The sequence below is a fragment of the Pseudomonas sp. o96-267 genome, from assembly GCF_003935465.1.
Taxonomy (GTDB): domain Bacteria; phylum Pseudomonadota; class Gammaproteobacteria; order Pseudomonadales; family Pseudomonadaceae; genus Aquipseudomonas; species Aquipseudomonas sediminis.
This window is the reverse complement of record NZ_RHQP01000003.1, coordinates 1-24477: the sequence shown is the minus strand read 5'-3', so window position 1 is coordinate 24477 and position 24477 is coordinate 1. Positions and strand designations below refer to the sequence as shown.

Here is a 24477-nt window from a genome sequence, read left to right as displayed (position 1 = left end):
CGTAAAGTGCCGTTAACACACAGGAGTCAATAGGACGCAGTGATGCGTCCGGTATTACAGAATCGACAGCGGATAGTTGATGATCAGACGGTTCTCGTGGAAGTCCTGGCCGGTGCCATCACGACGCAGGTTGGAGTTACGCCAGCGCACGCTCAGGTTCTTCAGCGTGCCTTCTTGGATGGTGTAGGCCAGCTCGGATTCGCGTGCCCACTCTTCTACATCGGTACGACCGTTGGTGTGGATGTTGGAGCCGCTGGTGTAGCGGTTCATCAGGGTCAGGCCCGGAACGCCGAGGCCAGCGAAGTTGTAATCATGGCGCAGCTGCCAGGAACGCTCGTTGGGGGCGTCAAAAGCGTTGGTGAAACCGTCGTTGACCAGGGTGCCACCGCTGGCGCCGTCCACGCGCATGAACTTGGTGTCACCGCCCATTTTCTGGTAAGTCACGGTGAAGGTGTTGTTGCCTTTCTTGGCGCTGAGCGCGCCCTGATAGACCTTGTTGTCCAGGTCACCGGCCTTGGCGGCGCCTTCATCTTTACCCGTCACGTAGCCGAGGTTCGCGCCCAGTACCCAGTCACCCACAGGTTGGCTGTGAGTCAATTGCAGGTAGCTTTGCTTGTAGATGTCTTCCAAGCGAGCATGCCAGAGGCCTACCATGGTGTTGTTGGCGTTGAAGCGGAACTCACCGCCGGCGAAGTTGAAGTCGCCGCCTTCGACACCGCTGTAGGACATGTCTTCACGACTGGCATCGTGACGCTGGCTGTTTTTCCAGAACTGGCCGCCGTACAGGGTCAGGCCATCGATCTCGCTGGAGGTGATCTGCGCGCCCTGGAAGGTTTGCGGCAGAGAACGGCCGTCGTCAGCACGCAGGACTGGCAGCACTGCAAACCACTCACCGACCTTCAGTTCAGTCTTGGAGAATTTGGCCTTCGCGGCAACGGCAGTGCGCCCGAATTCGTCCGGCACGTTGCGGTTAGTCGCTGGGCCGTGTTCCGGCAGCAAGCCACTGTTGCTGCTGTTGGCATTGCCATCGAGTTTCATGCTGTACATGCCGAGTACGTCGAGACCGAAGCCGACAGTGCCTTCGGTATAGCCGGAGCGAGCATCTAAGATGAAGCTCTGGGTCCAACCCGAGGCCTGACCTTGGCGCTCACCGTTGATCCGCGGATCCGTGTTATTCAGGTAGTTACGGTTGAAGTAGTAGTTGCGCAGGCCGAGGGTGACTTTGGCGTCGTCGACGAAGCCGGCAGCGTGCGTGGCGGTCGGCATAACCAGGGCCAGAGCCGTGCTGCCGAGCAGGGCCAATGGAATGATGTTGCGTGCGGTCATTGTTGTTGTGCTCCCATTTTTTGAACGAACCATCCCCTGCCGGTCTGCATCAGGACCTGCATGATGGGAATGTTGTGTTTGCCCCGTAGAGGGCGATAGCCCGGCCGAACGCGGCCGGTCATTGCTGGTGGCTGACGTCAGCCCCCGGCGAATCCGGTGCTATGGCGTGTGGCAACGATGGGGGGCGAGCAGGCGAGGGGCTGCTGTACTGAGGGAGAGGCGAGGACAGTCATGTTATGGCCCTGATTATTGTTGTTATCGTTGTCATATGTCGTCATACAACTTGCTGGATTATCGACAGCCTTTTTGTCGCTTGTCAACGTATGGCTAGACGAAAGTCTGAGTGGGCTTTCCCTGTGTAGCGCCACTATCGGCTATATCGAGGGTGTTCAGCGCAGAGCGGGTAAACCATCTGGTATCGAATTTGTTATGTGATAACGTATGACAAATTCACTTACATCAAGGGTTTATCCATGCCGCATTGCCTGATCGAAGCCGCCCGCGAGGTGAGTGAGCTGATCGCGCCGCAGGAGCTGGTGCAACTGGTGCATGACCAGGCGGCTGCCACGGGGTTGTTCCAACCCGGCGAGGTCAAGGTGCGTCTGAGTCTGTACGAGCACCACTGCGTCGGCGGCGAGCAGGGAATGTTCGTGCACCTGATCTTCTACGTGCTGGCCGGGCGCAGCGATGACGACAAGCGGGCGCTGTCGCGGCGCGTCGTGCGCGCACTGGTCGAGCGCCTGCCGCAGGTGCCGGCGATCTCCCTGGATGTGCGCGACATCCGCCGCGAGGTGTTCAGCAACAGGCGCAACTGCCTGGACGATTAATCCGTTTCGAGCAAACGCGCGCCAGCACCCTGTGCGCCGAGTTCGTCGCTGGGGTTGCGCAGTGGGCAGTCCTGCATCGACAGGCAACCGCAACCGATACAGCCGGTGAGCTGGTCGCGCAGTCGCGTCATTTGCTCGATACGCGCGTCCAGATCGCGCTGCCATTGCGCCGACAGTTGCTGCCAGTCCGCTGCCGTGGGTATGTGATCGCAAGGCAGTGTGCTCAGCGCCACACCGATATCCGCCAAGGGAATGCCCAGGCGCTGCGCCACCTTGATGAGCGCGACGCGGCGCAGCACATCACGCCGATAACGCCGCTGATTGCCTGCATTGCGCTGGCTGTGGATCAGCCCCTTGGTCTCGTAGAAATGCAGCGTGGAAACCGCCACGCCACTGCGCTCGGCAACCTGGCCGACAGTCAGCGGGCGTTCGTGGAAGGAGCGGTGCGTGTCCATGGAAAATTCCTGTTGACCTAAAGTTAAGTTGAGGTTTTACCCTCGCAGGCCTTGATCGACAACACCGAGGGTATTTCCATGCAGGACCGCATCCGACTGGTACTGATTTACGGCAGCGTGCGTGAAGAGCGTTTCTGCGACCAGGTGGTGGCCTGGGCGCGGGAACAGATCGAGCAGCGCAGCGAATTCGAGCTGAGCCTGGTCGACCCGGCCGTGATGTTTCGCCAGCCCGGCGAGGCGCAGGAGCTCGCCGCGCAACGCCATCAGTCGCTGCAGCAGTTGCTGCGCGCCGATGCCTTTCTGATCGTCACCCCGGAGTACAACCACGGCTACCCGGCGGCGCTCAAGCAGTTCATCGACGAGGTGCCGGCATCCTGGGAAGCACGGCCGGTGGGGTTCGTCAGTTATGGCGGGGTGTCTGGCGGGCTGCGCGCGGTGGAGCAACTGCGTCAGGTGCTGGCGGAGTTGCATGCGATGACGGTGCGTAGCTCGGTGTGCTTCACCAATGCCTGGGAGCAGTTCGATGAGCAGGGCCAGTTGAGCGAACCACGGCACGCCAACTCGGCGTTGGCGCATACTCTGGTGCAGTTGAACTGGTGGGCGCAGACGCTGCGCGCCGGACGCGAGCGGGTGCCCTATGAGCGGATCAGGGGGTAGAAATGACGCAGCCCGGATGCAATCCGGGAGCTTTTCAGGGCATCCGCGGATTGCATCCGGGCTACGAGATTGGCGGTGCGTAGGGCGGGTACAACCCGCCAGGTCCATACGGCGGGTTTCACCCGCCCTACGCCATTGCCCTTTCCCTCGAGCGGGAAAGTGAGCAAATCAGCCGCGGTAGTAGCGCTGCGGTACGAACGGAGTCTTGGCCACTTTCATCGCCACGCGCTTGCCGCGCACCACGGCCCAGACGTCGCTGTCGATGGCGACGTGGCTGGCGTTGACGTAACCCATGGCCACTGGCGCGCCGAGGGTCGGGCCGAAGCCGCCGCTGCACACCTGGCCGATCACGGTACCATCGGCATCGACGATTTCCGCGCCTTCACGCACCGGCACGCGCTCCTGCGGCAGCAGGCCGCCGCGCTTGCGCGCCCCGCCGTTTTGCTGCTGCTCGAACACACGCTCGGCGCCCGGGAAGTTGCCGGCACGCTCGCCGGCAGCGCGGCGGACCTTGGAGATCGCCCACAGCAGGCTGGCCTCGATCGGCGTGGTGGCGCTGCTCATGTCGTGGCCGTACAGGCACAGGCCGGCTTCCAGGCGCAGCGAGTCACGCGCACCCAGACCGATAGCCTCGACTTCCACTTCGGCCAGCAGGCTGCGCGCCAGGGCTTCGGCCTGATCGACGGCGACGGAAATCTCGAAGCCGTCTTCGCCGGTGTAGCCGCTGCGACTGACGATGCATTCGCTGCCAAGCAGGCGCACGCGGGCGACCTGCATGAAGGTCATCTTGCTCACTTCAGGGGCCAGGCGGGCCAGCACGTCGACCGCTTTCGGGCCTTGCAGGGCGAGCAGGGCGCGCTCCTCGAACAGGCACTCGATCTGGCACTGCTCGCCGATGTGCTTCTTCAGGTGCGCCAGGTCCTGATCCTTGCAGGCGGCGTTGACCACCAGGTACAGCGTGTCATCACCCAGGTTGGCGACCATCAGGTCGTCGAGGATGCCGCCCTGAGCATCGGTGAACATGGCGTAGCGCTGCATGCCCACCGGCAGGTCGATGATGTCCACCGGCACCAGGGTTTCCAGAGCGCGCGCGGCGTGCTCGCCACGCAGCAGGATCTGGCCCATGTGCGAGACGTCGAACAGGCCGGCGGCGGCGCGGGTGTGCAGGTGCTCCTTCATCACGCCCAGCGGGTACTGCACGGGCATGTCATAGCCGGCGAAGGGCACCATGCGCGCGCCGAGTTCGAGGTGCAGGGCGTGCAGCGGAGTCTTGGCGAGAGTTTCAGTGGTCATGTCGATTTCCTGTTGAGTGCGTCGCGCGCACCGGTTGGGGCCGCCGTGCGGCCCGTGGTCAGTCGGGTATCAGTCAGCGTAGACCGGGTACGTGGCGCACAGGTCGGCTACCTGGCCGCGCACGCGCTCGATCACGGCCGGGTTTTCCAGGTCGTCGAGGATGTCGCAGATCCAGCCGGCGAGGGTGCGGCACTCGCCTTCCTTGAAGCCGCGGGTGGTCACCGCCGGGGTGCCGATACGGATGCCGGAGGTGACGAACGGCGACTGCGGGTCGTTCGGCACGGCGTTCTTGTTCACGGTGATGTGGGCATCGCCCAGCGCCGCGTCGGCAGCCTTGCCGGTCAGGCCCTGCTTGACCAGGCTGATCAGCATCAGGTGGTTGTCGGTGCCGCCGGAGACCACGTCATAGCCGCGCTCGACGAACACCGCGGCCATGGCGCGGGCGTTGTCGATCACTTGCTGCTGGTAGGTCTTGAAGCCCGGCTCCAGTGCTTCCTTGAAGCACACCGCCTTGGCCGCGATCACGTGCATCAGTGGGCCGCCCTGGGCGCCGGGGAAGACGGCGGAGTTGAGCTTCTTCTCGATCTCCTCGTTCTTGCGCGCCAGGATCAGACCGCCACGCGGGCCGCGCAGGGTCTTGTGCGTGGTGGTGGTGACGACGTCGGCGAACGGCACCGGGTTCGGGTACAGACCGGCCGCGACCAGACCGGCCACGTGAGCCATGTCGACGAACAGCAGCGCACCGACCTTGTCGGCAATGGCGCGGAAACGCGGGAAGTCCAGCACGCGCGAGTAGGCCGAGAAGCCGGCGACGATCATCTTCGGCTTGTGCTCGACGGCCAGGCGCTCGACTTCGTCGTAATCGATCAGGCCGTTCTCGTCGATGCCATATTGCACGGCGTTGTACAGCTTGCCCGAGGACGACACCTTGGCGCCGTGGGTCAGGTGGCCGCCGTGGGCCAGGCTCATGCCGAGAATGGTGTCGCCAGCATTGAGCAGCGCGAGGTACACGGCGCTGTTGGCCGAAGAGCCCGAGTGCGGCTGGACGTTGGCGTAGTCGGCGGCGAACAGCTGCTTGGCGCGTTCGATGGCCAGCGCCTCGACCTTGTCCACATGCTCGCAACCACCGTAGTAGCGCTTGCCCGGATAGCCTTCGGCGTACTTGTTGGTCAGGCCGCTACCTTGCGCCTGCATGACGCGCTGGCTGCAGTAGTTCTCCGAGGCGATCAGCTCGATATGGTCTTCCTGGCGCTGTTCTTCGGCCTGGATCGCCGCGAGCAGGGCGTCGTCATAGCCTTGCAGTTGGTCGTGCTTGCTGAACATGGTGAGGCCCTCTTTATCGTTTTTCTCGGGATGAAGTCAGCCCGCCCCGATGAGGGGGAGCCGAAAGAAACTGGATGAAGCGAAGAACGGTTCCCTCTCCCCTCGGGGAGAGGGTTAGGGAGAGGGGGCTGCGTAGACAACCGCTTTACCCTCTCCCCCGGCCCCTCTCCCATAAATGGGAGAGGGGAGACAAGCGCGCTTACGCGTCCTGATACGCCTCGATGGACGGGCAGGCGCAGACCAGGTTGCGGTCACCGTAGACGTTGTCCACGCGGCCAACCGGCGGCCAGTACTTGGCTTCGATCAGGGTCGCCAGCGGGTACACGGCCTGCTCGCGGCTATAGGCGTGGTGCCATTCGCCAACCAGCTCCAGGGCAGTGTGCGGGGCGTTCTTCAGTGGGTTGTCGTCCTTGTCCAGACGGCCCTGCTCGACAGCGCGGATTTCCTCGCGGATGGCGATCATGGCGTCGCAGAAGCGATCCAGCTCTTCCTTGGACTCGCTCTCGGTCGGCTCGATCATCAGGGTGCCGGCAACCGGGAAGGACATGGTCGGGGCGTGGAAGCCGAAGTCGATCAGACGCTTGGCCACGTCGTCGACGCTGATGCCGCTGCTGTCCTTGAGCGGACGGATGTCGAGGATGCACTCATGCGCCACCAGGCCGCCTTCGCCGGAGTACAGCACCGGGTAGTGCTCTTCCAGACGACGGGCGATGTAGTTGGCGTTGAGAATGGCCATCTGCGACGCACGCTTGAGGCCGTTGCCGCCCATCATGGTGATGTACATCCAGGTGATCGGCAGGATACTGGCGCTGCCGAACGGCGCGGCGCTGACTGCACCTTCCTTGCGTGCCATGTGCGCATGGCCCGGCAGGAACGGCGCCAGGTGCGACTTGACGCCGATCGGGCCGACGCCCGGGCCGCCGCCGCCGTGCGGGATGCAGAAGGTCTTGTGCAGGTTCAGGTGGGAGACGTCGCCGCCGAACTGGCCTGGGGCGCAGAGGCCGACCATGGCGTTCATGTTGGCGCCGTCGATGTAAACCTGGCCGCCGTTGTCGTGGATGATCTGGCAGATCTCGCGGATGCCTTCCTCGAACACGCCGTGGGTGGACGGGTAGGTGATCATGATCGCAGCCAGGCGATCCTTGTGCTCTTCGGCCTTGGCCTTCAGATCGGCGATGTCGACGTTGCCGCGTGCGTCACAGGCGGTTACCACCACGCGCATACCGGCCATGGAGGCGGTCGCCGGGTTGGTACCGTGGGCCGATTGCGGGATCAGGCAGATGTCGCGCTGATCGTCGCCACGGCTCAGGTGATAGGCACGGATGGCCAGCAGACCGGCGTACTCGCCCTGGGAACCGGCGTTAGGCTGCAGCGACACGGCGTCGTAACCGGTGGCGGCGCAGAGCATGGCTTCCAGCTCAGTGGTCAGCTGGGTGTAACCCGCAGCCTGCTCGACCGGAGCGAAGGGGTGCAGGTTGCCGAATTCCGGCCAGGTGACCGGGATCATCTCGCTGGCAGCGTTGAGCTTCATGGTGCAGGAGCCTAGCGGGATCATGCTGCGATCCAGGGCCAGGTCCTTGTCGGCCAGCTTGCGCAGGTAGCGCATCAGCTCGGTTTCGCTGTGGTAACGATTGAACACTTCGTGCTGCAGGATCGCCGACTGGCGCAGCAGGCCTTCTGGCAGGCGGCTGGCGATCTGTGCAGCCAGGTCGCTGACGGCAGGGGCGGCCTGGTCAGCGGCGAACAGGTTCAGCAGCGCCTCCACGGCGGCTTGGTCAGTGGTTTCGTCCAGCGACAGACCTAGACGCTCGGCGTCGATCTCGCGCAGGTTGATGCCGGCAGTACGGGCCTTGGCATGCAGCTCGGCGGTCTTGGCGCCGGTCTTGATGCTCAGGGTGTCGAAGAAGTGCTGCTGCTCGACGCTGTGGCCCAGCTTGGTCAGGCCCAGGGCGAGGATGGCGGTGAAGCTGTGTACGCGCTGCGCGATCTCGGTCAGGCCTTTCGGGCCGTGGTATACGGCGTACATGCTGGCGATGTTGGCCAGCAGCACCTGGGCGGTACAGATGTTACTGGTGGCCTTCTCGCGGCGGATGTGCTGCTCGCGGGTCTGCATGGCCAGGCGCAGGGCCGGCTTGCCGAAACGGTCGACCGACATGCCGACCAGGCGGCCCGGCATGTCGCGCTTGAACGCGTCGCGGGTGGCGAAGTAAGCAGCGTGCGGGCCACCGAAGCCCAGCGGTACACCGAAGCGCTGGGCGCTGCCCAAGGCCACGTCGGCGCCGAACTCGCCCGGCGGGGTGAGCAGGGTCAGGGCCAGCAGGTCGGCAGCCACGGCCACCAGGGCATTGGCGGCGTGGAAACGCTCGACCAGAGCGCGGTAGTCGAAGATGTCGCCGTTGCTTGCCGGGTACTGCAGCAGGGCGCCGAAGTAGGCGCTGGCGTCGGTGATGGCGGCTTCGTCGCCGACTTCGATGTCGATACCCAGCGGCTCGGCACGGGTGCGCAGTACGTCGAGGGTCTGCGGGTGGCAGTGCTGGGAAACGAAGAAGGTGTTGGCAGCCTTGTTCTTCGACAGACGCTTGCAGAAGGTCATGGCTTCAGCAGCAGCGGTGGCCTCATCCAGCAAGGATGCGTTGGCGATCTGCATGCCGGTCAGGTCGCTGACCAGGGTCTGGAAGTTCAGCAGCGACTCCAGGCGGCCCTGGGAAATCTCCGGCTGGTACGGAGTGTAGGCGGTGTACCAGGCCGGATTTTCCAGCAGGTTGCGCAGGATCGGGCTCGGCGTGTGGGTGCCGTAGTAACCCTGGCCGATGAAGTTCTTGAACTGCAGGTTCTTGGCGGCGATGGCCTTGATCTTGGCCAGGGCGTCGGCTTCCGACAGGCCTGGCTGCTCGCCGAGGATGCTGGTGCCCTTGATGCTCTCGGGGATCACGGCACCGGTCAGCGCGTCGACCGAATCGTAGCCGAGCAGTTCGAGCATGGCGGCGGTGTCGGCATCGCGCGGGCCGATGTGGCGGGCGATGAATTCGTTCTGGGTATCGAGCTTGGTCATGGCGGTCACTCAGGCGTCGGCGTTGGCGTTCAACAGACGATCATAGCCGGCCTTGTCCAGCAGGTCGGCCAGCACGGCGTTGTCGGCCAGGCGCATACGGAAGAACCAGGCCTTGTCCAGCGGCGACTCGTTGACCAGCTCCGGGCTGCCTTCCAGGTCGGCGTTGATTTCGACGATCTCGCCGTCTAGCGGCATGACGATGTTGCTGGCGGCCTTCACCGACTCCAGCACGGCCACTTCCTCGCCCTGGGCGTAGGACTTGGCTTCCGGCAGTTGCACATACACCACGTCGCCGAGCGCGTCCTGGGCGTAATGGGTGATGCCGACGGTAACCAGACCATCGTTGTCCAGACGCAGCCATTCGTGATCGGCGGTGAAACGCAACTCGCTCATGTCAAATCCTCAGGGGTAATGGTGTCCGCTTCTAGGTGGCGGGCAGGTTGCGGGAGCGTTTGCAATGCCGGTGCCAATGTATAAATAGTCAATAAAATCAGTAACTTAACTATATTTTTGGTGGTTGTATACAGTCCTCTGGAACGATATCGCTACGAAACCGGGCGTCGCAAATGGAAAAGTCGAAGTCGCACCAGACGCGGCGCGGCTTTCGTCCGGTTGTTGCTTAATCGTTACGGTGTAATGATATCGATACGGAATCTTGCTGGAACCGCTCAAGGGCATTGGGGTCGGTAACTGGGAGGCTTTATAAATAAGGAGATAGACCGACCATGAGACCCCTGATCCCCCTGGCATTCGCACTGCTCGGCGCCACCAGCCTGCAGGCTAGCGAGACGGTCACCGTGACCCTCGAACAGGCCACCGAAAACGGCACAGGCGCGCCTGTCGGCACCGTGACCATCAGCCAGTCGCCCGATGGGCTGGTGTTTACTCCCGATCTTCAGGGCCTGGAGCCGGGCGCGCATGGCTTTCACGTACACACCGAGGCCAACTGCAATGCAGCCGAAGTGGACGGCAAGCTGACACCGGCCGGCGCAGCAGGCGGCCATTGGGACCCGCAGAACGCCGGCCGTCACGGTTTCCCCTGGGAAGACGACGCCCATCTCGGCGACCTGCCGGCGTTGCTCGTCACCGAGGATGGCAGTGCCAGCCAGCCGGTGCTGGCACCGCGACTCAAGCGTCTGGAAGACCTGCATAACCGCTCGCTGATGATTCACGCCGGCGGCGACAATCACGCCGATCATCCGCAGCCGCTGGGCGGTGGCGGGGCGCGTGTGGCCTGCGGGGTGATCAAGGTACCGACCAGCACCACGCCGATCTGACTCAACGCCGAGAACCGTAGGGTGGGTTAGCGGCGCCAATAGGTGAGCTCTCAGACACTGCGGTCGTGGTGCGCCGCGTAACCCACCGGGCGATCTTCCGCATTGCGCCGATGGTGGGTTACGGCGCATCGGAATCTGCGGTGTTAACGAGGCTCAAAACAAGCGCCTAACCCATCCTACGGAGCGAGTGCGTCAGTGCTTGCCCGGTATCCCGTACTTGCGCAGGCGTTTGGCGATGGCGGTGTGCGAGGTGCCCAGGCGTGCGGCCAACTGGCGGCTGGAAGGGTGGCTGTCGTAGAGCTTTTCCAGCAGCGCCTTCTCGTACTCGTCCATGGCCTGTTCCAGGCTGGCGACTTCCCCTTCCACCCTCGGCGCCACTTCGGTGCCGGCGATATCCAGGTCGTCCATCTCTACCCAGTTGCTGTCGCAGATGGCAGCGGCGCGGAAGATCACGTTCTGCAATTGACGCACGTTACCCGGCCAGCGCCCGGCCAGCAGCGCCGGGAAGGTAGCCGGCGCCAGGCGGCAAGGCAGGCGCTGGATCTGCGCGCAGGCCTGGGCCATGAAATGCTGGGCAAGCAACAGGATGTCCTGGCCGCGCTCGCGCAGCGGCGGCACTTCCAGGTTGAGTACGTTGAGGCGGTAGAACAGGTCTTCGCGGAAGCTGCCTTCGCCGACCATCTTTTCCAGGTCGCGGTGAGTGGCGCTGAGGATGCGCACGTCCACCTTCACTTCGCGGTCGCCACCGACGCGGCGGAAGCTGCCATCGCTGAGAAAGCGCAGCAGCTTGGCTTGCAGATAGGGCGACATCTCGCCGATCTCGTCGAGAAACACCGTGCCCTGGTTGGCCAGCTCCAGTAGCCCCGGCTTGCCGCCACGTTGGGCGCCGGTGAAGGCGCCGGGGGCGTAGCCGAACAGCTCGCTCTCGGCCAGGTTCTCTGGCAGGGCGGCGCAGTTCAATGCCAGGAACGGCGCAGTGCGACGCACGCTGACGGTGTGACAGGCGCGTGCCACCAGCTCCTTGCCGGTACCGGTTTCACCGTGGATCAGCAGCGGCGCATCGAGCGATGCCACCCGCAGCGCGCGGGCCTTGAGAGCGCGAATCGGCGCCGACTCGCCAAGCAGCGAGTCGAAGCCCTCGGCATGATCATGATGCAGTGCAGCCAAACGCTGACCCATGCGGCTCGGGGCATACAGGGTGAGCAGGCCGCCGGTCAGGCGACCGTCTTCGGTGATCGGTTGGGCATCGAGCAGCAGCGGCTGACCGGCGAAATGCACCTCGCGCAGCGGCTGATGGAAACCAGCGGCAAGCAGCGATTGCTGCAGCGCGTCATCGGCGAACAGCGCGGCGATGCTCAGGCCTTCGGGCGGGCGGTTGCACATGTCCACCAGCGCCGGGTTGGCCAGCAGCACGGTGGCACGGTCATCCACCGCCAGCACCGGATCGGGCATGGCCGCGAGCAGCGCATCGAGCTGCAGGCGGCGACGCTGGCCGGGCAGAATGTCCACCACCTCGACACTCTGCACACCGTGCACCTGCAGCAGCGCGCCGCGCAGCTCCTCGAGCACGGCGGCGCTCAAGGTCGGTGCGTCGATATAGACGTTTGGCGGTACCATCTCCACCGCATCGAGGTTCAGATTACGCCCGCCAAGCAGCGCCAGGACTTCCTGGGTGATGCCGACGCGGTCGATGAAACTGACGTGGATGCGCATTGATGATGGTCGAAATGGGCGAACAGGCGGCGATTATGCCTGCTCTGCTCGATATGAGGAAAAGGGCTGCACCGTGAGCACAGAAAAACCGAGCCGCGCCGACTACCACCGCGAGCATCAGGCCCGCGCCGAAGCCGAGGCCCAGCGCCTGTTGGCGCGCAAGGCCGAGCTGCAAGGGCGCTGGCTGCCCTGGGTGGCGCAGGAGCTGTACCAGCTCAGCCCACCGGAATTCGCCAATATGGTGCGGCGCGAGTTGCAGCGGTTGGCTTAGGCCGGATGCAATCCGGGGACTGTTTGAAACATGCCAAAACTGTCGCGGCTAAAGCCCCTCCCACAAGTCTCCCGCATCTGTGGGAGGGGCTTTAGCCGCGACCTGTAGGGTGCGCTGCGCGCACCAGCCTTACTGCCGTTGGTGCGCACGGCCTAGGCGGCCCCGCGACACCCTACGTGAAGCCGTCCTACGCCCGCTTACGCGCACAGCGACTCATATCCACCTTCCCCACATAGGGGTTGCCCCAGCCCATCACGCACGCCACCTGCTGGTTGCGCTGCTGCTCCCAGACCTTGGGCGGGTAGGCCTTGCTCCAGGCTTCGTAGAGCTGCCGGTCCTGTTTCGACAGGCGCAGCTTGTAGCGGTCGGACATGTAGAAGTAGGTGCGCGCGATCATCCCGCGGATGGCCGGGCGCGGCATCACCTTGCGCGCCTTGAAGTCCACCACCGTCTCGCAACGTCCGTACTGATGCGGTTTCTGCGGCAGCCAGGCGAAGCTGTAGTTGCTGCGATCACCATTCACTTCGCCGATGCTCGGCACCAGGTTGTGCAGGTCGGCCTCGGCCTTGCGGAACTGCACGTCGTTGGCTGCGCAGTTTTTGCGTCCGCCTTTCTGCCAGCACTGGCGCTGATGGCCGATCACCCAGGCCGGGACGATATGTTCCCACTCGATGCGCTGAGCGCGATTGGCGTTTTTGCGTGGCGTGTAACCACAGGAGCGCAAATCGACCCGATTGCCGCTGTACTTGCAGCCGCAATAGAACTCGGTGGATTGCTGCTCATACAGCGGCCAGGCCAGGCGTTTGGCCTCGGCGAAAGTGGCGGGTGCGGCGTGCAGGGAAAGGGCCGTGAAACAGCAGAGCAGGGGCAGTAGACGTCGAATCATGGGGCGGCAGGGTAGCCGTCACCGCTGTCGATGTGAAGATGAAAATGTCAGGTTTTTCAAATGCTTGGATGATGGCTAGAAGCCTTGATGGCGGGCGGAATGGCGCATTGGTTGCTGCTCGGCTCGTCAACCTGCAAGCAGCTCTCGCGCCCTCCCGCCCTTGCCGTCAGCTGAACCTTGGCAAGCGTTGATCCGAATCGTTGCCCTCGCTCTGGGCCGGTTGTGGCAGGCCGTCGACCTTGAGTACCGGCATCCTCTCGCCCACCAGGCGCAGATCGCGGCGGGGCAGGGCGAAGCGCACGTCCAGCTCGCGCAGGGCATCGAGCAGTTGCAGGTTGATCTCCTGCTGGATGTCCATGTACTGGTTGTAGTCCGAAGTCAGCACGATATACACCACCTCGAAGGTCAGCTGGCTTTCATCGAAGCCGAGAAAATGCGCGCGGTCGAACCTGGCCTTGGGCGTGGCGCGGATGATGTCGCCGACCTTTTCCGACACCTGGCGCACCTTGGCGCTGGGCGTGTCGTAATTGATGCCGAACTTGAAGACGATACGGCGGGTATTCATGCGCTTGTAGTTGTGCACGATCTGGCGCAGCAGGTCGGCGTTGGCGCACACCACCTGCTCACCGCTGAGGCTACGAATACGCGTGGTCTTCAGACCGATATGCTCGATGGACCCCGCCACTTCGCCGAACACCACGAAATCACCGATCTCGAACGGCTTGTCGACGCCAATCGATAGCGACGCGAACACATCGCTGAGCACCGTCTGCACTGCCAGCGCCACGGCGATACCACCGACACCCAGACTGGCTACCAGCGCGGTGATATCCACTCCCAGGTTGGCCAGGATCGACAGCAGCATCACCGACCACACCACGATTAGAATCATGATGCTGATGATGGTGGTCATCACCGGGTTATAGCTGCCGCCGCTCTTGCCTATCACCAGGCTGCGCGACCACAGGCGCACGCCGGTATCGACCCACAACGCTACCTGCAGGGCCAGGGCAACGAACCAGGTATGGCTCAGCGCGCTTTGCCAGGCGAGCGGCAAGTCCGCCAGACGCAACGCCAACAGCAGGGAAAACGCCAACAACAGCACGCGGCTGGTGCGGCCGATGACCATGGCGATGAAGTGCGACCAACTGCTCTCCTGGTCCGCCGACCCGGCTTTCAGACGCTTGTGCAGGGTGTTCACCAGGGTGCGCAGCACGCTGTAGATCAGCGCCGTGGCGACCAGGACAATCGCCACGTTGAGCCAGACATCGCGTTCAAGCCAGATATTCCACTGTTCCATCGCCAGGGGCCTCCAGAAAAAAGACATATAGGGTTCTGGTGGCGTTGGTGGGCAGAAGTTCCGGGGAAATGGGTGAGCGGTTTGGGTTAGTTCAGTGTTGGGGGAGTCGAACCCTTTACGGCGCCTCGCTGTGATCCGCAAAGCCCGGCTTTACTGGCCTTGCAGTCCAGCCACTACGGCATTTTTCTGCTATCCCTTGCAGTGACTTCGACACTTTTTCGACATTGATTGAGATGTAGATTATGTTCTCTCAATTTTCGTACCGGCTGATTTTTTTTAATCCGGCTTCTTCAAGTATGCTTTTGATTTCGTATGACTTGAACCCATCCATTATCCACCATGATATTCTTTCCTTTTCTACTCCTATTTTTAGGAGGATTGCTGCATGGTAGAGATGTAATATTGCTGCGGTTTTTATTTTTATTTCATTTATAAAGTCGTCGTAGCTTCTTTCACCTCTGTTACCGCCGAAGTGAGATATGTCGTTCCGTCTGTTTGCGCATTCCGTACAGAAGGTATTTAGCTCTACGTCGTCTATTATTATTGGTAGTTCTGAGAATATATCTTTCAATCGCTGGTTAAGTGTTATTTCTACTTCTCTCTCTAGCCTTTTTGTCAGCCATTTTCTATCGCTTCTATTAAGGTTCGTGCTGTTTCTTACTTCGTTGATGATTCTTTGTATTTTATCTTCAAGTGCTTTGTCGTTTTGAGGTTTTGTTGTTAGTTTTCTGTGTAGGGACTCTAGTCCCCATATTAAATTAACAAATTTGTTCTCTATGTAGCTCTTTTTTGATCTTATGGTTCCTAGGAATAAATAAAATCCAGGGCCGAAAATGTCATGGCTTATTCGCCAGTTCTCAAAAATATTACCGAAGTTATCTCGGATTGTTGTGAATGGCACTGCTATTTCATGAAACTTTGGTGGCTCTGGCGATTCTTTCTGTCTGTGATATATGTATTCGCATCGTGTTCTTTCTTTTCCGATGCATACAGTTGGCCATTCTAGGCTTATGTTTTGTCCTATTAGTATTATTAGTAGGCCTTCTAATTTTGTATGGTTCTTGTCTACCCATTCTAGGGTTTGTGATTTTGTTGATTTTAATTCAATTTTAATTTTTTCATGCAATGTGACGTTTCTGGATTTTCTTGTGTTCCAAGGAGCCGTCATGTCATATTTTACGAGTAATGATCCTTCGCTTGTTTTGTACTTTTTATCTTTTGGTGGGCAGTACTCTGTGTATAGCTTTCGATTATTTCTTTTAATTGCTATTGATTTGTTATTTGTCCATTCTTCTAGGTCGCTTAACGTGACTTCGAAGTTAAATACAGGCTTTTGCTTTTTGCTGAATTTTTTTGTGCTTATTAAGCAGCTTCTTGCGATAAATTTTTCATGAGATATACCTCCTGCAGAGTAGTGCCCTCCGTTTCTGTAAATGTTTTTGAGTAAAATATACTCTCCTGATCCTTTTAGGATTCCTTGTATCTCTTTAGGTTTTTCATCTTTCATGTGTCCTAAAATTGCAGACGCCAAACCTTTCTCAGAAAGCATTCCATTTAGGTCTAGTTCAATTAGTCCATTTGCGTCAATTTCTAAAGTTCCTGATATTGATTTCTGGGGCGCGTACTGGCCTTCTGGTATTTCTTCAATGTGCCACCAAAATAGTCCAGTTTCTTTTCTTATTAGCTCCTTCATTTTTATTCCTTAGTTACTGTTTTGCTTTCTGGCTCAGGAGTTTCTTCTGGATTTTTTGATTTTTTTTCTTGTACTTGATTTCCTGATCTTTCAGGAAAGGCGAGTCTAATCTGTTCTGTTGATGGCATTATTTCGAGGAAAAGGGGACAGATTTATTTTCCCGCCTAGCGCCTTTTCTATTTGATCGCAAAACGCCATATTTCCCGGCTCAAACCCTTGCGGTCAAGCCCTTCAAACGCCAGAAACGAAAAAGCCCCGTCAGTGATGACGGGGCTTTTGCTTGGCTGTCTGGAGCGGGTGATGGGAATCGAACCCACGGCTCTAGCTTGGGAAGCTAGGGTATTACCATTATACGACACCCGCAGCGGGTGCCTTTATACCGGAACATGACTCAGAAATGAAGCGCGGAGCGTTCGGGCACCTCTAGAAACTACCTACGTTTCTAGAGGTGCCCGATAGACGCATCCGCTCCGCGTTCGGTGCCTCTCATACTGCCATAGCCTGGAGGTCGCGCAGGTCGCCTTTGACTGGCAGTTGCAGGCGTTTGCTGGGGGCGTTGAAGAAGTCCAGCAGCACGCGTTGGCTCTGCAGCCAGGCGGCCTTGTGTTCCATGTCGAGGAAGTGGCCAGCATCGTCGATCACGGCGAACTGGGCGTGGTCGATGTGCTGGGCGAACAGGCAGGCGTCTTCCACCGAGGTGTATTCGTCACGGTCGCCGTTGACGAATATCAGTGGAATGTCGATGGCCTGCAGGCATTCCTTGCCGCAGTTCGCTTCCATGCTCAGCACCTGCTTGATGTGCGCGTACATCTGCCGGTACTCGTGTTCATCCAGGGTGCTGATGTGCTTGTGGTTGAAGCGCTTGAACAGCGACGGCAGGTGCTTGCCGATGGTGCTGTTGACCAGCAGGGCGACGTTGTCGCGATCCACCGCGTTCAGGAAGCGCAGGCCCTTGTGCAGGTAGTCGAGCATCGGCACGTTGAGGATCGGCGAGAAGGAGCAGATCGCGGCCTTCTCCAGCGTCGCCGGGCGTTGGGCCAGGGCGAGCATGGAGGCGACACCGCCCCAGGAGAAGGACATCAGGTAGTTGGCACCGTAGAGGTCGATCAGATGCAGCAGGATCGCCGCCTCGTCTTCCTTGCTGATGGGCGTGAAGTCGCTGTTGTAGGGCTTCGACTGGCCGGCATAGGGCAGGTCGAAGGCTACGACGTTGAACTGCGGCTGCAGGTATTTGATCGTTTGCGCGAACGAGGCGGTGGTCGCCAGAGAGCCGTTGACCAGGATGATGGTCTTGCTTGCTGCCGGATTGCCGTAGAACTCCGTGTGTACCTTGTGCTTCCCGTTGATCTCGACGACTGCGGTTTCTGGCCTCATGTCGTTTCCTCCTGGCGCAAGTGAGCAAGGCGAGCGGGCGACCGTTCGCGCTGGAATGAGCAGTTAGAAAAGCGCCTGAGCGTGACAGCATGATGTCAGGCTGGAGATTTTTATAAGTATAGGAATTTCAATCAGTTAGGATCGAAACAGGCGAGTGCTCCAGGCTTTTTCAGGGCCTTGGAGAGGGCGGTGTTACCAGGCAGGAATCCAGTCGGCGCAGAGCGCCATCAACCGAAAAAACACTTCACTGTCTTTCTGTGACCGGCTGGTCACCTGAAGACTTGTGGTTCGATTCAAGCAGTTACCTTGCAGCCACGCAAGGGTGAGTCACATCTTTGTAGCCGATTGGCGATGCCGTTGGTCGGGTAGTCAAATTCAGGCGCAGGGCGACGATCAAACGCTGGCGATTTCTGCATCCGTCAGTGCGCGGTATTGGCCTGGGGCGAGCTGTGGGTCGAGAACGATTTCGCCCATGCTTTCGCGGTGCAGGGCGACGACGCGATTGCGGAAGTGGCCGAACATGCGCTTGACCTGATGGTAACGGCCTTCGAACAGGGTCAGCCGGGCTTGGTGGCTGCTCAATAGGTCGAGCTGGGCGGGCAGGGTGGTGAGGTCTTCGAAGGCGAAGTACAGGCCTTGGGCGAAGACCTCGGCGTATTCGGCAGTGATCGGCTGTTCGGTGGTGACGTGGTAGACCTTGGGCTTGCGCTGCTGCGGCTGGGTGATGCGCCGCGACCAGCGCCCGTCGTTGGTGATCAGCAGCAGGCCGCTGGTGTTCAGGTCGAGGCGTCCGGCCAGGTGTAGGTCGTGTTTGTCCGGCTCGTCCAGCAGATCGAGGACGGTGCGGTGTTCGTCGTGCTCGGTGGCGCTGACCACGCCGACCGGTTTGTGCAGCATCCAGTAGCGCGCGCTGCGACCGGCTTGCAGCAGTTCGTCATCCAGCTCGACACGCTGGAAGTCGCGCACCTCATGGCGAGGGTCGTGTACCACGGCGCCGTCCACACGCAGGCGGCCGGCGCTGATCAGCAGGCGGCTGTCCTGGCGGCTGAAGCGGGGGAAGTTGCTGAGGAAGCGATCCAGGCGCATGGCTCAATCGCGCTCGCGGGGCTCAGTGGCCTTCAGCACACCAGCGCAGGCAGGGCATAGGCAGGCCTGGTTGCGTTGCTCGGGCGTCAGGCGCTGCAGCGCGGCTGGGTCGATCTGCGCGCCGAAGCACCAGCAGGGTTCATCACGCCCGGCGGCGACGCTGCACTGGTTGCTCTTGCCGCATAGCGGGCGGTGTTGCGTGTCCATCAATTGTCGACGCAAACGCGGTCGCGTCCGGCCTGCTTGGCGCGGTACAGCGCGCGGTCGGTGCGGCCGAGCAGGGCGTGCAGGCTCTCACCAGCGTGCCATTGGCTGAGGCCGAGGCTGACGGTGACCTGCAGGCTCTGGCCTTCGACGTCATAGCGCTGTTCGGCGCATTGCTGGCGCAGCTTCTCGGCCAGATCGTAGGCGGCCTGACGGTCGGTGTTCTTCAGCAGCAGGATGAATTCCTCGCCACCCCAGCGGCAGAGAATGTCGGCCTGGCGCAGCGTGCCGCGCAGTTGCTGGGCGAAATCGTGCAGCACCTGGTCGCCGGCGAGGTGGCCGTGCTGGTCGTTGATCAGCTTGAAGTTGTCGAGGTCCAGCAGCACGGCGCACAGCGGGCTGCTGTCGCGCTGCGCTTCCTGCAGGGCCTGTTCGGCGAGGATGTCGAAGCCGCGGCGGTTGGGCAGTTCGGTGAGGCTGTCGGTGGTGGCCAGAGCGGCGATGCGCTGTTGGTAGCGACGAATCGCCAGGCTCACCAGGGTCAGCACGATGGCGGTGACCAGCAGGCACAGCAGCAGGTTGATGTAGAGCCCCTGGCGGATGCCGGCCAGGGCCTTGTCCTGCGTATCGACGAACAGGTACCACTCCAGCTCGGGGATGTAGCGCACGTTGAGGAAGTGCTCGCGGCCCTGTTCCTGGTATTCGAACTGGCCGCTTTGTGGCGTGGGCAGTTTTGCCATCAGGCCGTCGAGGCCGGGCACATCGGCCAGCGAATCGCCAACCTGGGCACCCAGCGGCCCGCCCTGAGCGCCGGTCAGGGTGATGCGCCCGGTGGTGTCGACGAAGTAGACGCTGCGCTCGTAGCGCGCCTGGTATTCGTCGATCAGCTTGACCACGGCATCGACCGCCAGGCCGACGCCGGTGGCGCCGATGAAGCTGCCGTCGTAGTCGAACACCTTGTAGTTGATGAAGATGGCCAGGCGGTCGGCGTTGGCCATGTCGACGTCGACGTTGATCTCGTAGGGCTCTTTCAGGTCGCGTACGCGGTAGTACCAGACGTCGCGCGGTTCATCCGGCTTTACGTGCTTGAGCACGCCCTTGGCCTGGTAGTAGGTGCTGGTTTTGTCGGAGACGAAGAAGCTGGTGAAGGCGCCGTAGTGCTCCTGCACTTCACGCAGGTAGCGGGTCATCTGTCCGTTGTCCTGTTCGCCGGCCAGCACCCAGTCACGCAGGAAGGTGTCGCGGGCCATCATCGAGGAGATGAGGATGGGGCGCACCAGGTCCTTCTGGATTTCCGAATAGACGGTGTCGGAGGTCAGCGGCAGTTCGGTGTTGATGATGCTGTTACGGATCGAGTCGCGCGAGGCGTAGTAGCTCAGCAGCGAGGTGGTGAGAAAGCCGCTGCCAAGCAGGAACAGGAGCAGTAACACCAACGAGGTTTGCGTGTGCCGTTTGGGGCGCAGGGACATGGGTGAATCCGGGAGCGGGTTGATGGCGTGATGCTAGCTTGCCGGGAGGGGATAGCGCCAGTTGTGATCACAATCGGTGCAGTTATGTGGCCCGGATTTCATCCGCGCCACGGACTGTAGGAGCGGATTTATCCGCGATTGGTTTTTCGGGTATTGCGGTGGAGCATAAGGCTGTCGCGGCTGAAGCCCCTCCCACAGGGAGTCGGCGTTGGTGTGGATCGCGGCTGAAGCCGCTCCTACGTGATCGCTGTTTAAGCGGAGTGCCGCCAAGCCGCTCCCACAAGGCTGGTCAGGCCCTGTAGGAGGCGCTCCAGCGGCGAGCGTTTCAGGCCTCTTCCAGCACCACCACACGCTGCCCGGCACGCACGGGCGAACCCGGTTGTACGCGCACTTCGCGTACCGTGCCAGCCATCGGCGCGGTCAGCGGAATCTCCATCTTCATCGACTCGAGGATCACCAGCACGTCGCCAGCCTGCACTTGGGCGCCGGGCTCGACCTGCACTTGCCAAAGGTTGCCGGCAACATGGCTTTCGATGGCGTGTTGGCCGGCGTCGAGCGGGGCATCCTCACCCTGCTCGGGGGCCGCTTCCTCGACTTCGAAGTGCGCCTGACCGCTGTCGATCCAGCGTTGGCGTTCGGCGTCGAAGGCGGCGCGTTGCTGCTGGCGGAAGGCGTCGATGCCGTCGGCTTCGGCATCGAGAAACTGCTGGTAGTCGGCCAGGGCCAGTTCGCTCTGTTCGATGCGCAGCGGGTAGCGGCCCAGCGGGAAGTCGCGGCGGATGCGCAGCAGTTCGTCGGCACTCACCGGGTAAAAGCGGATCTGGTCGAAGAAACGCAGCAGCCAGGGCTTGCCGTCGAAGGCCTCGACCGCGCGGTAGCGGTTCCACATCTGCAGGGTACGGCCGACGAACTGGTAGCCGCCGGGGCCTTCCATGCCGTACACGCACATGTAGGCGCCCCCGATGCCCACCGAGTTCTCGGCGGTCCAGGTGCGCGCCGGGTTGTATTTGGTGGTGACCAGGCGGTGGCGCGGGTCCAGCGGTGTGGCCACCGGTGCGCCGAGGTAGACGTCGCCCAGGCCCATCACCAGGTAGCCGGCGTCAAACACGGTGCGGTAGACCTCGTCGAGGTTTTCCAGATCGTTGATGCGGCGGATGAACTCCAGGTTGCTCGGGCACCAGGGTGCGTCCTTGCGCACTGTGGTCATGTACTTATCGATGGCCAGTTGGCAGGCCGGGTCGTCCCAGGACAGCGGCAGGTGGACGATACGCGACGGCACTTTCAAATCGCGTGCGGCGCAGACGGCGTCCCACTCGCCGGCGACGATATCGAGCAGCGCTTGCAGGGCCAGGGTTTCCGGCTGGTAGTGCACCTGCAGCGAGCGGATGCCGGGGGTGAGGTCGATCACGCCGTCCAGTTGCTTGGCCTCCAGTGCCTGCATCAGCGCATGGCCACGGAAGCGCAGCACCAGGTCGAGTTCCGGCTGGCCGATTTCCAGCAGCAGGTGGGTGTCACCGGACAGGCGCGCGACCAGACGGGTATCGGCATGGCCGATGTCGAGGACGATGGGGGAAGCCAACACCGAACGGCTCCCTCTCCCATTTGTGGGAGAGTGTTGGGGAGAGGGGCTTTGGGCGTTTTCAAGAACCCTCTCCCCCGGCCCCTCTCCCGCAAGCGGGAGAGGGGAGACAAGCGTGAGTTCTGCGTATTCACGTGCATTGCTTTGCGCCAACTCCCGCGCCGTGGCGATATCCACCGGCACGAAGCGCACTTTGTCACCGGCCTTGAGTTGGCCGAGCTGCCACAGGTCGGCCTCGATGATGGTCACCAGGCAGACGAAGCCGCCCAGGCTGGGGCCGTCCGGGCCGAGGATCACTGGCATGTCGCCGGTGAAGTCTACCGCGCCGATGGCGTAGGGGTTGTCGTGGATGTTGGACGGGTGCAGGCCGGCTTCGCCACCGCTGTCGCGCACCCATTCCGGTTTCGGGCCGATCAGGCGTACGCCGGTGCGGCTGGAGTTGAAGTGCACTTCCCAGTCGGTGGCGAGGAAGCTGTCGACATAGCCGGGCGTGAAGTATTCCGGCGCGCCGTGCGGGCCGTAGATCACCCGCAGTTCGCGCACCGCTGGCAGCGGCGGGTAAAGCTCGGCGGGTAGTTTGGAGCCACTGCTGGTATCGGTGAGCGGTAGCAGGTGCAGCACGTCGCCGGCACGCAGCGCACGGCCGCCGTGGCCGCCGAACTGGCCGAGGGTGAAGGTGCTCTTGCTGCCCAGATAGTCCGGTACCTGGATGCCGCCGCGAATATTCAGGTAGCTGCGCGCACCGCTGCCTGCGATGGTGCCGAGGGCCAGGGTGCTGCCGGCCTTGATCAGCAGCGCGGTGTTCATTGGCTGTTCCACGCGATCGATGCTCAGCGGTATCTCGGCGCCGGTCACCGCGATCACCGCGTCGGTGTTGAAGCGCAGCAGCGGCCCGCTCATGGTGATTTCCAGCGCCGCAGCGCCTTCTTCGTTGCCAAGCAGGCGGTTGCCCAGGCGCAGGGCGCGGCTGTCCATCGGCCCGGACGGCGGCACGCCGACGGCCCAGTAGCCGAGGCGGCCGGGGAAGTCCTGCACGCTGGTCTGGGTGCCGGCGCTGAGCACTTCGAAGGTGGTCGCCTGGTAGACCAGATTCTCCAGGCAGCGCGTCCAGGGCGAGCCGCTGGCGAATGGCGCGTCAGCCAGAATCTGGCGCAGGTAGTCGCGGTTGCATTCCACGCCGTACAGCACGGAATCGCCAAGGGCTTTATCCAGAGCGGCGCTGGCTTGTTCGCGGGTTGGCTGCCAGGTGATCAGCTTGGCGATCATCGGGTCGAAGTAGGGCGGAATTTCGCAACCGGCTTCGACCCAGGTGTCGATGCGCAGCGCCTTGCCGTCGGCTTCGGGGAACTGCACGGCGGTGAGCAGGCCGGGGCTGGGCTGGAAGTCCCGGCCCGGGTCTTCGGCGTACAGGCGCGCCTGGATGGCATGGCCGGACGGCTGGAGCGTCTTGGCCAGTTCGCTCAGCGGCGGCAGGTCGCCGGCCGCCAGCTCGATCATCCAGCGCACCAGGTCGACGCCCCACACCTGTTCGGTAACGCCGTGCTCGACCTGCAGGCGGGTGTTCACTTCGAGGAAGTAGAAGCGCTCGGCCTCGCTGTCGTAGACGAATTCGACGGTGCCGGCGCTGCGGTAATTCACCGCTTTGGCCAGCTTGATTGCGGCGGCGCAGAGCTCGTCTGCCATACCGGCCGGCAGGTTCGGTGCCGGGGTTTCTTCCAGCACCTTCTGGTTTCGGCGCTGCACCGAGCAATCGCGCACGCCGAGGGCGAGCACTTCGCCCTGGCCATCGCCGAACACCTGCACTTCCAGGTGGCGGGCTCGCTGGATGTATTTCTCGATAAATACGCCGCTGTCGCTGAAGTTGTTCTGGCCCAGGCGTTTGACTGCCTCGAAGGCGTCGGAGAGTTCTTCGGCCGAACGGCATACGCGCATACCGATGCCGCCACCGCCAGCGGTGCTTTTCAGCATCACCGGGTAGCCGACGGCTTCGCCTGCGACCAGCGCGGCCTCGAGGTTTTCCAGCAGTTCGGTGCCTTCGAGCATGGGCACGCCGTGCTGTTTGGCCAGGGCGCGGGCGGTGTGCTTGAGGCCAAATACGCGCAGTTGCTCGGGCGTCGGGCCGACGAAGGCGATACCGGCGGCTTCACAGGCTTCGGCGAAGGCGGCGTTTTCCGAGAGAAAACCGTAGCCGGGGTGGATGGCTCGGGCGCCAGTCTGTTTGGCGACGGCGAGAATTTTCTCCACGACAAGATAAGTCTGCGCGGCCGGGCCGTCGCCAAGCGAGAAGGCTTCAGCGGCCTGCTGGATATGCAGGCTGGCGGCGTCGGCTTCGGAGTATACGGCGACGCCGCCGACGTTCAGCTCACGCAGGGTGCGCAAGATGCGGCAGGCGATGGCGCCACGGTTGGCGATCAGGAGTTTGTCGAACATCAGGGTGACCCTCGAAGGTCATGGCGGGCCGTCCCGCCGTCATTCGTCATGTGCCACGGTCGTCCGTGGCAGAAAAGTCGGGTGATGCGTGCCGCGCGTGTTGGGGGACAGATTTTGTAGGGCGGGTGAAACCCGCCGGGCCTTGGGGGGGGGGGGGGGGGGGGGGGGGGGGGGCCCCCCCCCCCCCACGATGGCGCCTTATGGTGCGATCTGCACCGAGGCGAAATCCTGTCGGCCGAACGGGCTGACCTTGTAACCCTGC

At 61.9% G+C, this 24477-nt stretch carries 19 protein-coding genes and 1 tRNA gene; 4 read left to right on the top strand and 16 right to left on the bottom strand.

What is annotated here, in order from left to right:
- Positions 1-54 precede the first annotated feature (54 nt).
- Complete coding sequence (locus EGJ86_RS02515) at positions 55-1326, bottom strand: OprD family porin (RefSeq protein ID WP_106733038.1); 1272 nt, start codon at positions 1324-1326, stop codon at positions 55-57.
- Between the two features lie 473 nt (positions 1327-1799).
- Between EGJ86_RS02515 and EGJ86_RS02510 the strand changes: the two genes are divergently transcribed.
- Positions 1800-2153 carry a 5-carboxymethyl-2-hydroxymuconate Delta-isomerase gene (locus EGJ86_RS02510; RefSeq protein ID WP_125833911.1) on the top strand — a complete coding sequence of 118 codons (354 nt, stop codon included), beginning with the start codon at positions 1800-1802 and terminating at the stop codon, positions 2151-2153.
- Here the strand turns inward: EGJ86_RS02510 and soxR are convergent.
- Positions 2150-2608 (bottom strand): redox-sensitive transcriptional activator SoxR, encoded by a 459-nt coding sequence (soxR, locus tag EGJ86_RS02505; protein ID WP_099522148.1) that lies wholly within the window; start codon positions 2606-2608, stop codon positions 2150-2152. The genes EGJ86_RS02510 and soxR overlap by 4 nt on opposite strands.
- 78 nt (positions 2609-2686) lie before the next feature.
- On the opposite strand from soxR, the gene EGJ86_RS02500 reads away from it, so the two are divergent.
- Entirely contained in the window at positions 2687-3265 is a 579-nt protein-coding gene (locus tag EGJ86_RS02500; RefSeq protein ID WP_099522147.1) for an NADPH-dependent FMN reductase, read from the top strand.
- Between the two features lie 168 nt (positions 3266-3433).
- Here EGJ86_RS02500 and gcvT read toward each other — a convergent pair whose 3' ends face one another.
- The 4 genes from gcvT to gcvH all read right to left on the bottom strand — a co-directional run bounded on the left by gcvT (position 3434) and on the right by gcvH (position 9326).
- Positions 3434-4558 (bottom strand): glycine cleavage system aminomethyltransferase GcvT, encoded by a 1125-nt coding sequence (gene gcvT, locus EGJ86_RS02495; protein WP_125833909.1) that lies wholly within the window; start codon positions 4556-4558, stop codon positions 3434-3436.
- A 69-nt stretch (positions 4559-4627) separates the two neighbouring features.
- Complete coding sequence (gene glyA / locus EGJ86_RS02490; RefSeq protein ID WP_125833907.1) at positions 4628-5881, bottom strand: serine hydroxymethyltransferase; 1254 nt, start codon at positions 5879-5881, stop codon at positions 4628-4630.
- Positions 5882-6080: 199 nt separating this feature from the next.
- Positions 6081-8933 (bottom strand): aminomethyl-transferring glycine dehydrogenase, encoded by a 2853-nt coding sequence (gcvP, locus tag EGJ86_RS02485; protein WP_125833905.1) that lies wholly within the window; start codon positions 8931-8933, stop codon positions 6081-6083.
- A 9-nt stretch (positions 8934-8942) separates the two neighbouring features.
- Positions 8943-9326 carry a glycine cleavage system protein GcvH gene (gene gcvH, locus EGJ86_RS02480; protein ID WP_017361715.1) on the bottom strand — a complete coding sequence of 128 codons (384 nt, stop codon included), beginning with the start codon at positions 9324-9326 and terminating at the stop codon, positions 8943-8945.
- Positions 9327-9658: 332 nt separating this feature from the next.
- On the opposite strand from gcvH, the gene sodC reads away from it, so the two are divergent.
- The gene (gene sodC / locus EGJ86_RS02475) at positions 9659-10210 is read left to right on the top strand and encodes a superoxide dismutase family protein (protein WP_125833903.1); all 552 of its coding nucleotides are present in this window, start codon (positions 9659-9661) and stop codon (positions 10208-10210) included.
- 192 nt (positions 10211-10402) lie between these two features.
- Here the strand turns inward: sodC and EGJ86_RS02470 are convergent, their stop codons facing one another.
- Positions 10403-11923, bottom strand: coding sequence for a sigma-54-dependent transcriptional regulator (locus EGJ86_RS02470; RefSeq protein WP_125833901.1), 1521 nt, complete (start codon positions 11921-11923; stop codon positions 10403-10405).
- A gap of 73 nt (positions 11924-11996) precedes the next feature.
- Between EGJ86_RS02470 and EGJ86_RS02465 the strand changes: the two genes are divergently transcribed.
- A complete protein-coding gene (locus tag EGJ86_RS02465) occupies positions 11997-12194 on the top strand; it encodes a hypothetical protein (RefSeq protein ID WP_108232820.1) in 198 nt (65 codons plus the stop codon).
- A gap of 187 nt (positions 12195-12381) precedes the next feature.
- Here the strand turns inward: EGJ86_RS02465 and EGJ86_RS02460 are convergent, their stop codons facing one another.
- From EGJ86_RS02460 to uca, 9 genes are all read right to left on the bottom strand, one after another.
- Positions 12382-13080 carry an endonuclease gene (locus tag EGJ86_RS02460; RefSeq protein ID WP_125833899.1) on the bottom strand — a complete coding sequence of 233 codons (699 nt, stop codon included), beginning with the start codon at positions 13078-13080 and terminating at the stop codon, positions 12382-12384.
- 166 nt (positions 13081-13246) lie between these two features.
- Positions 13247-14380, bottom strand: a complete 1134-nt coding sequence (locus EGJ86_RS02455; protein WP_125833897.1) for a mechanosensitive ion channel family protein — start codon at positions 14378-14380, stop codon at positions 13247-13249.
- A 250-nt stretch (positions 14381-14630) separates the two neighbouring features.
- Positions 14631-16073 carry a HEPN domain-containing protein gene (locus EGJ86_RS02450; protein ID WP_125833895.1) on the bottom strand — a complete coding sequence of 481 codons (1443 nt, stop codon included), beginning with the start codon at positions 16071-16073 and terminating at the stop codon, positions 14631-14633.
- Positions 16074-16362: 289 nt separating this feature from the next.
- Positions 16363-16436: transfer RNA gene (locus EGJ86_RS02445), tRNA-Gly, on the bottom strand.
- Positions 16437-16559: 123 nt separating this feature from the next.
- Complete coding sequence (locus tag EGJ86_RS02440; RefSeq protein WP_125833893.1) at positions 16560-17447, bottom strand: alpha/beta fold hydrolase; 888 nt, start codon at positions 17445-17447, stop codon at positions 16560-16562.
- Positions 17448-17840: 393 nt separating this feature from the next.
- Entirely contained in the window at positions 17841-18533 is a 693-nt protein-coding gene (locus EGJ86_RS02435; RefSeq protein WP_125833891.1) for a pseudouridine synthase, read from the bottom strand.
- A gap of 3 nt (positions 18534-18536) precedes the next feature.
- Positions 18537-18740, bottom strand: a complete 204-nt coding sequence (locus tag EGJ86_RS02430; protein WP_125833889.1) for a cysteine-rich CWC family protein — start codon at positions 18738-18740, stop codon at positions 18537-18539.
- Complete coding sequence (locus tag EGJ86_RS02425; RefSeq protein ID WP_125833887.1) at positions 18740-20206, bottom strand: sensor domain-containing diguanylate cyclase; 1467 nt, start codon at positions 20204-20206, stop codon at positions 18740-18742. Before EGJ86_RS02425 ends, EGJ86_RS02430 begins: the two co-directional genes overlap by 1 nt.
- A 325-nt stretch (positions 20207-20531) precedes the next feature.
- Positions 20532-24215, bottom strand: a complete 3684-nt coding sequence (gene uca / locus EGJ86_RS02420; protein ID WP_125833885.1) for an urea carboxylase — start codon at positions 24213-24215, stop codon at positions 20532-20534.
- Between the last annotated feature and the right edge of the window lie 262 nt (positions 24216-24477).

Excerpts from the sequence above, each read along its gene's own strand:
- EGJ86_RS02515 (WP_106733038.1), bottom strand. The coding sequence starts at position 1,326 with ATGACCGCACGCAACATCATTCCATTGGCCCTGCTCGGCAGCACGGCT.
- EGJ86_RS02510 (WP_125833911.1), top strand. The coding sequence starts at position 1,800 with ATGCCGCATTGCCTGATCGAAGCCGCCCGCGAGGTGAGTGAGCTGATC.
- soxR (WP_099522148.1), bottom strand. The coding sequence starts at position 2,608 with ATGGACACGCACCGCTCCTTCCACGAACGCCCGCTGACTGTCGGCCAG.
- EGJ86_RS02500 (WP_099522147.1), top strand. The coding sequence starts at position 2,687 with ATGCAGGACCGCATCCGACTGGTACTGATTTACGGCAGCGTGCGTGAA.
- gcvT (WP_125833909.1), bottom strand. The coding sequence starts at position 4,558 with ATGACCACTGAAACTCTCGCCAAGACTCCGCTGCACGCCCTGCACCTC.
- glyA (WP_125833907.1), bottom strand. The coding sequence starts at position 5,881 with ATGTTCAGCAAGCACGACCAACTGCAAGGCTATGACGACGCCCTGCTC.
- gcvP (WP_125833905.1), bottom strand. The coding sequence starts at position 8,933 with ATGACCAAGCTCGATACCCAGAACGAATTCATCGCCCGCCACATCGGC.
- gcvH (WP_017361715.1), bottom strand. The coding sequence starts at position 9,326 with ATGAGCGAGTTGCGTTTCACCGCCGATCACGAATGGCTGCGTCTGGAC.
- sodC (WP_125833903.1), top strand. The coding sequence starts at position 9,659 with ATGAGACCCCTGATCCCCCTGGCATTCGCACTGCTCGGCGCCACCAGC.
- EGJ86_RS02470 (WP_125833901.1), bottom strand. The coding sequence starts at position 11,923 with ATGCGCATCCACGTCAGTTTCATCGACCGCGTCGGCATCACCCAGGAA.
- EGJ86_RS02460 (WP_125833899.1), bottom strand. The coding sequence starts at position 13,080 with ATGATTCGACGTCTACTGCCCCTGCTCTGCTGTTTCACGGCCCTTTCC.
- EGJ86_RS02455 (WP_125833897.1), bottom strand. The coding sequence starts at position 14,380 with ATGGAACAGTGGAATATCTGGCTTGAACGCGATGTCTGGCTCAACGTG.
- EGJ86_RS02450 (WP_125833895.1), bottom strand. The coding sequence starts at position 16,073 with ATGAAGGAGCTAATAAGAAAAGAAACTGGACTATTTTGGTGGCACATT.
- EGJ86_RS02440 (WP_125833893.1), bottom strand. The coding sequence starts at position 17,447 with ATGAGGCCAGAAACCGCAGTCGTCGAGATCAACGGGAAGCACAAGGTA.
- EGJ86_RS02435 (WP_125833891.1), bottom strand. The coding sequence starts at position 18,533 with ATGCGCCTGGATCGCTTCCTCAGCAACTTCCCCCGCTTCAGCCGCCAG.
- EGJ86_RS02430 (WP_125833889.1), bottom strand. The coding sequence starts at position 18,740 with ATGGACACGCAACACCGCCCGCTATGCGGCAAGAGCAACCAGTGCAGC.
- EGJ86_RS02425 (WP_125833887.1), bottom strand. The coding sequence starts at position 20,206 with ATGTCCCTGCGCCCCAAACGGCACACGCAAACCTCGTTGGTGTTACTG.
- uca (WP_125833885.1), bottom strand. The coding sequence starts at position 24,215 with ATGTTCGACAAACTCCTGATCGCCAACCGTGGCGCCATCGCCTGCCGC.